4 protein-coding genes and 1 pseudogene are annotated in these 6,265 nt (G+C 74.3%); all 5 read right to left on the reverse strand.

Annotated features, from left to right (window positions below):
- The coding region (locus tag HW578_RS21410; RefSeq protein WP_198372747.1) for an SUMF1/EgtB/PvdO family nonheme iron enzyme at window positions 1-1,696 on the reverse strand (1,696 nt) is incomplete at its 3' end.
- Window positions 1,697-1,704: 8 nt separating this feature from the next.
- Window positions 1,705-2,892: an ABC transporter permease gene (locus HW578_RS21415; RefSeq protein ID WP_198372748.1), complete on the reverse strand. Its 1,188-nt coding sequence runs from the start codon at window positions 2,890-2,892 to the stop codon at window positions 1,705-1,707.
- A 2-nt stretch (window positions 2,893-2,894) separates the two neighbouring features.
- A complete protein-coding gene (locus HW578_RS21420) occupies window positions 2,895-3,620 on the reverse strand; it encodes an ABC transporter ATP-binding protein (RefSeq protein WP_198372750.1) in 726 nt (241 codons plus the stop codon).
- A 2-nt stretch (window positions 3,621-3,622) separates the two neighbouring features.
- Entirely contained in the window at window positions 3,623-5,536 is a 1,914-nt protein-coding gene (locus HW578_RS21425) for a vWA domain-containing protein (RefSeq protein ID WP_198372749.1), read from the reverse strand.
- Window positions 5,533-6,265 (reverse strand): annotated as a pseudogene (locus HW578_RS21430) (hypothetical protein); the annotation flags it as partial. The pseudogene HW578_RS21430 and the gene HW578_RS21425, both read right to left, overlap by 4 nt.

The raw sequence follows: 6,265 nt of genomic DNA on the forward strand, positions 1-6,265 counted from the left end.
GAATGGAGCCGTAAGTGGAGTTCAAGCCAGCGCTCTTCCGATCTGGCTGGGACGGTCGCTGCGGGGCCGTCGGCGGCGCCAGCACGGCCTGCGGTGGCGCCGCGCCACGGCCGGCCGCCAGCACCTCCTCGCGCATCCGGTCGCGCGGCGGCAGGCCGCGGTCTCGGGAATCGGCAGCATGCCGGGCCGCGACGTCCAGATAGGGGCGCAGATCCGGCATGCCGCGCGCCTCGGTCTCGCTCGCCACCACGCCGGCCTCGGTGGTGAGCGTGGCGCGGTCCGCGCTGCGACCGAGATCGGCGACGATGCGCGCATAGCCATCGAGCGACAGTTCGCGCTCGACCCGCAACTGCTCCAGTGCGCGCGCCCAGCCGGCGCGCATCTCCGGGCTCGCCTGCACCACGTCGGCGCCGGCGAGCAGCGGCTCGATCCCGTCCATGCGCCGCTGCGACTGGCCGGCCGCGCGCGCCAGCACGGCGGCACCCTCCAGTTGCGCGCGAATGCCCGCCCGTTCCTGTTCGAGGCGCGCGCGCTCCGCCGCCATCAGGCCGGCTTCCAGCCGATCGAGACCCTGGCGAAGCCGCGGATCCGCCCCTTCCCGCAGGGCAGCGATCTGGCGGCGGGCGTTCTCGGCCTCCGTGCCGCTCGCACGGCTCTCGGCCTCGAAGGCGCGGTTCAGCGCCTCGGCGCGGCGCAGGCTGGTGGTCACATGCGCGGCCAGCGCCACGCGGAAGCCCACCGAGGCGAGGCGCGTCGGCTGCCCATCCGTCGCGTCATAGGGCGGCACCTCGATGCGCAGCGAGGACCGCAGCGCCGCCTCCGGCGTGCGGTAGTCGCCACCCTTCACGACCACGCCGCCGGCCTGGCCGTGCAGCCGCCCCACGCGCACCGCGCGGAAGGGCTCCAGCACCAGCTCGCCAACATTGCCCAGCATGTCGTGCAGTCCGAGGGGATTGGGCTCGAGCATGCCGATCGGCTGCGCGCGGCCCGAGGCCGATCGCGGCCCTTGGAACCAGGCATAGCGCGACGTGCCCTCGGGCATCGGGAAGGTGCGGCCGAGGAAATCGAGTTCGCTGACCGACGCGCCGCCGCGCACCGCGTATTCCCACTCCTCCTCGGTCGGCAGGCGGACGAAGGCGGGCGTGCCGTCGGCCTGCGGCAGGCGCGCCGCCGCATTGCGCAGCAGCCAGGTCGTGTAGCGCTGGGTGAAGGCGACGGCGTCGAACCAGGACAGGCTCGCGGCAGGCAGGCGGCCGGCGGCGGAGGATGCCGGGCAGCGTTCCTCCATCACCGCGGCATACTGGTCGCGCGTGACCTCGTATTTGCCGATCCAGAACAGCGCGACGTCGCGTCCCGGCGCGGCGAAAGGGCCGGCCACCGCATCGCGCCGCGCGAATTCGGCGATGCCGCCGGCCGGGTCCGTGGTGCCGAGCGTGACCGGCCGGTCCTCAAGCGCGCCAGGCCCGGTCGGCGTCTCGACCGGACGAAAGGCCATCGCGGCGCCGCAGGGCATGGGCAGCAGAAGGTCGCGCTCGGCCGGGCGCGGGTTGGTGAATTCCTCGGGCCAGGGCGCCTGCGCCTGGGACGGGGTGACGAGGGCCACGCCGCAGGCCAGCGCGGTGCATGCCACGCGCGATGCCGTCGTGGCGCCGGCGCCGCTGCGGGCGCGCGTGCCAAGCCAAGCCCAGGATAGCATGCGCGCCATCATCCCTCCGCCAGACCTTCCGCCGGCGCGACGCCGGCCGCACGCAGCCCTGCCAGCATCGATGCCACGACCCCGCCCGCGAGGGTGATGCCGGCGGCACCCGCGCCCATTGCCGCGCTCAGCAGGCAGACCGGCCGCTCCCCCGCCACCGTGCCGGCGAAGGCGCGGTTCAGCACGCCGGCCACCGCCGCCGCCACCGCGAAGGCGCAGAGCGCGCCCATCAGCGCCACCGCCGACGCCTGGATCAGTGGCAGCATCAGCAGGGCCCGACGCTTCAGCCCGAGCAGCGACAGCAGCGCAAGGTCGCGCCGCTTGCGCTCCACCTGCGCCCAGAGCCCGACGCCGAGGCTGACCAGGTAACCCGCCCCCCCTGCCCCGGCGAGTGCCAGGAACAGCAGCGCCAGGTTGCGGTCGAGGCGCAGCAGCCCGGCCACCGCCTCGGCGCGCGAGGCGACCTCTATGCCCGTCAGGCGCAGTTCGCGATCGAGCGCCGGCACGTCCTCGAGGCGCGCGGCATGCAGCCGGAAGCCGGCGAAGGGGCGCGTGCGCGCGGCGTCCTCGCTGGTCGGGCGCGCCTGCGGGCCGGCCGCGCCGTCGAGGAAATCCTCGACCAGCAGCAGCACCGGCAGGGTGGCGAAGGCCGCGTCGCGCGTCGCTGCGGAAAGCGGTGCCGCACCGGCGACGCTCATCGGCAGCGTCAGCACCTCCCGCTGACCGTCGCGGCTGCGCGGCACGGAGGCCAGCACCGGATCCCCGACCCGCAGACCGAGCCGCTCCAGCGCCGTCGCCGAGAGCACAAGCGCGTCCGCGCCGAGGCCGTTCGAGTCCGGCAGCAACGGGTCCCGCGCTGCGGTCGGCAGCAGCTCCACGCGCAGGCCGCTCGCCACGCGCGCGGGGTTCTCCAGCACGATGGTGGACGAGAGCGCGCGTGTGCGCGGCACCACGAAGGCGACGCGTGGATCGGCGGCGAGACGCTCGAACAGCGCAGGCTCCAGCGTGCGGTTGACGACCGAGACCACCTCCCGCGCACGCGGGTCCTCCAGCAACTCGGCGCGCAGCCCCGCCACCACCCCTTCGCGCAGGCCGAACAGGACGATCAGCGGCGCCAGCACCGCGGCGCAGCCGAGCACGGAGCAGAGGAAGAGCACCCTTTCGTGCCACAGGTCGGCCAGCGCCAGGCGCAGCATGGTCAGGCCGCCTGCGCGAGCGATGCGCGCGCGAAGATCGATCGCGCGATGCCATCCGTGCCGGGCGCGCGCGTCTCGCAGGCCAGCACCGGATAGCCGGCGCGCGCGGCACGGTCAGGGTCGTGGGTGGCCACCAGCAACGCCGCGCCGGCGGCGGCGCATTCGCGCTTCAACAGCGCCAGCACGGCATCGGCGAGTTCCGGATGCACCGAGGCGGTGGGTTCGTCCGCCAGCACCAGCGCCGGGCGATGCGCCAGCGCGCGCGCGATCGCGACGCGCTGGCGCTGTCCGACCGAGAGCTCCGCCGGGCGCTTGCCGAGTTGCGCGGCGATGCCGAGCTCCTCGGCCAGGAGGCGCACGCGCCTCACATCGGGGCGCCCGGCGATGCGCTGCGTCAGCGCGATGTTGCCCTCGACGCTGAGGTAGGAGAGCAGCCCACCGGTCTGCGGCACCACGCCGACGCGCCGCGCGCGCAGTTCCGCGAGCGCGTCGCGCCGCCCGGCACGCCAGTGACGCGCGATGTCCTGCCCCGCGAAGACGAAGCGTTCCGCCGCATCGGGCGGTGCCGCCAGCGCCAGCATCATCAGCAGCGTGGACTTGCCGCTGCCCGAGGGTCCGGCGAGGGCCAGGGCCTCGCCTTCATCAAGGTCGAAGGCAGGCACCTCGAGCGCGAAGGGCGCGGCATCCCCGCGATAGGCGCGCGCGACGCCACGCAGGGAGAGCAGCATGGTCACGGCAACGCTTCCAGCGGCACCGGAAAGAACGCCTCGCCCCCCGGCCGCCCGTCCAGCGTGACCCACAGGTCCGGCCGCGCGGCGAATTCCTGGTAGAGGCGCAGCTTCGCCTCGATGCCGTTGATCAGCTCGCGCTGCGCGGCGGCACCCATGGCGAGCCATTCCTGCTCGGTCAGTTCCATCACCTGGGACTGGTAGGGCAGTCCATCGAGGTATTCGCCCAGCGCCTGGCCCACGCGCGCGAGGTTGCCGAGCCGCGCCGGGTCCCGCGCCGTGGCCGCGAAGGCCGCGCGCAGCTGTCCGAAGAAGGAGCGCGGATCGGTGCGCCCCGCCAGCCCGGCATCGAGAATGCGCGTGAGCGCCTGCGACAGGTCCGAGAGCTGGTTGCGCGTGAGCAGCACGCGGACATCGAGCGCCGCGACCGTCGGGTCCCGCAGGTCGCGATCCGTGGTGAAGGACCGCACCACGTCCGGCGCCGTGGTGCCCCCCTCGCGACCGAGATAGGCGAGGCGCATCGCGGTCGCGACGATCTCGACCTGCTGCGCCATGCGCTCGGCCTCTGGCGTGCGCGCGGGCTCGACGCCCCCGACCGGGCGACCGACCGTGTCCGCCACCTGGCGGAACAGCGCGTTGGTCAGTCCGTTGACCACGCGCTCGAAGGCCTGCGGGCTGCCGCCCTCGACCGGGAAATAGAGCGAGCCGGCGGCGCCATAGCGTGTGAGCTCGGTGTACTGCGCGCGGGCATGGGCGTGGTTCGACCGCCCCTCGGGCGTCTGCAGGTGGATGGCGAAGAGTGCCACGCCGCGCGCCTCGGCCAGCGCCTTGATCTCGGGGATGCCAAGCCGGGTCTGGGATTTCGGGTCGGTGGCGTCGAGCGCGCCGGCATCGGTGATCAGCACCACGTAGCGCCCGCCGAACTGCGCCCAGTCCACCTGGTCGATCGCCATGCGCAGCCCGGCGATGGCGTCCTCGTCGAACTGCTCGGTCGAGACGGTGGCGGCGCGCACGCTCTCGAGCGCGGGCAGGATGGACGCCGGCGGCTGCGACAGGTCGGGCGCCGCCACCAGCCGCGTGACGTATTCCAGCTGCGGCCGTGCGCTGATGTCGGCGCGGTAGGCCACCATGCCGAAGCGGAAATTGTCGCGCACCGCAGTGTCGCCGATGCGCGCGATGATGCGCCGGATCGCCTCCCGCGTGCGGTCGATATAGGGCTGCATCGACACCGTGCTGTCGATCACGAAGACGATGCCGCCGCGGAAGTCGCGCAGGCGCGACGGGTCGGCCTGCTGCGGCGCCTGGCGCAGCTCGGCGGGAGCGGAGATGACCTCTAGCGCGCGCATCTGCGTGCCGTCGCGGCGCTGGATGGTCTCGGCCTCCAGGATCGGCAGCAGGTAGAAGTTGCGCTGGATGTCGATGAAGGTCTCGGGCTCCAGCGCCAGCACCGGGCTGCCCGGCTGGCCCGCCGCGGCGCGCAGGGCCAAGGCCTGCTGGGTCATGTCGGGGGCGGCGAGCAGCCCGCGCAGGGTGGCGACGTCGCGCAGGAACATGGTCCGTTCGCGCCCGGCCGGATTGGTGAAGGCGCCGACCATGGTGTGGCGCCAGTCGATGGCGCGGTCCTCGCGTACCCAGCCATCGACGGTGCCATCCGCCTCGCGCCCGATCTCGATCCAGCCGTCGCGCCGGGCATAGACATGGGCCACGCTGAAGCCTGCGACTGGGCGGCCCTGGGGCGCGTTGGGCTGGGCGTGCAGCGTGGCGCCGGGGCGCAGGATGACACGCTGGAACAGCGTGGTCTTGCCGGGGATGAGCAGCGGCGTGCGCGACGCGGTGCGGATGCCGCGTTGCTGCGCCTGGGCCATGTGCGGCAGCAGCGCGGCGGTGGCCAGCAGCAGGATGCGGCGCGGCGTCATTGCCAGAAATCCCTGATGGTCAGCGGCGCGTTGAGGTCCCCTTCCCGTGCGCGGTCGTCGAGCCATTGGCGCAGCCGCGCTCGGGGCTCGGCAGCGGCGGGATCGCCCGCCGTCACCGCCTCGCGGTAATGGCGCGCAGCCTGGCGCGGGTCGGGGTCGCGGAAGGGCCGGCCGGGGGTGAAGCCGACCGGGTCGTAGAGCCCCGCAAGGCGCGTGAGCGACGCAGCATTGCCCGCGCGCGCGGCTGCTTCCCAGAGCAGCAGCGCATCGTCGTAGCGCCCGGTCTGGTAGCGGCGCGCGGCTTCCTCGGCGATCGCGGCGGGGGATGCGGCGCGGGCGATCACCTCCGGCACGGCCAGGCCATCGAGGGTGACGGGCGCGGCCGGTTCGGCCTGCGGTCGCACCGGCGGCAGCACGGGGCGTTCGGGGCGCGGCAGCGGTTCCGGCGCGATCACCACGGGCTCGCTGGTGGGCGGCGCCTCCGGCGGCGGTGGGGCCGGCTCGCGCAGGTAGAACCACCAATAGGCGCCACCGCCCGCCGCGGCGAGCAGCAGCAGCGCCAGCAGGATCCCCGGCAGCGCGGAGCCGCGCTTCGCCGCCGCCGCGGGTGCGGGCACCGACAGCGCAGGCGGTGCGGGCGGCGGTGCCAGGCGCGGCGCGATGGCGATGGTCGCGTCAGGGTCCTCGATCGGCAGCGGCGGCGGCAGCGGCGCTGCTGATCGGAAGAGC

It is taken from the genome of Roseomonas rosulenta (assembly GCF_016106005.1).
Taxonomy (GTDB): Bacteria; Pseudomonadota; Alphaproteobacteria; order Acetobacterales; family Acetobacteraceae; genus Neoroseomonas; species Neoroseomonas rosulenta.

Excerpts from the sequence above, each read along its gene's own strand:
- HW578_RS21415 (WP_198372748.1), bottom strand. The coding sequence starts at position 2,892 with ATGCTGCGCCTGGCGCTGGCCGACCTGTGGCACGAAAGGGTGCTCTTC.
- HW578_RS21420 (WP_198372750.1), bottom strand. The coding sequence starts at position 3,620 with ATGCTGCTCTCCCTGCGTGGCGTCGCGCGCGCCTATCGCGGGGATGCC.
- HW578_RS21425 (WP_198372749.1), bottom strand. The coding sequence starts at position 5,536 with ATGACGCCGCGCCGCATCCTGCTGCTGGCCACCGCCGCGCTGCTGCCG.